1 protein-coding gene is annotated in these 279 nt (G+C 38.7%); it reads right to left on the reverse strand.

Annotated features, from left to right (window positions below):
- Positions 1 to 279: PTS sugar transporter subunit IIC (locus tag RYX56_RS21920; RefSeq protein ID WP_317124060.1), on the reverse strand; the 279-nt coding region annotated here is incomplete at both ends.

The following is a 279-nucleotide window of genomic DNA, read 5'->3' on the forward strand; positions in this document are numbered from 1 at the left end:
CTTCATCGTCATCGTCCACCACTCCTCCTTCATTTGTCGCCAATTTTTGTTTTTGCATAATATTGACCATTATTATAGCCACAATAGCTCCAAGAAGAGCAATACCTGTTACAGGTATTTTTAAATAACCCGATAGTAAAAACCCTAAGAAAAAGTATGGTGCCACTTGTTTATTGATGAGTAATCTAGCAAGCAGTGCAAAACCTAGAGCAGGTATAAGCCCAGTTGCCACTTCAAGACCTTTTTGGATTGGTCCTGGAATTGCATCTAAGATAAGCT

Source organism: Alkalihalophilus lindianensis (assembly GCF_032843265.1).
GTDB lineage: Bacteria > Bacillota > Bacilli > Bacillales > Bacillaceae_D > Alkalihalophilus > Alkalihalophilus lindianensis.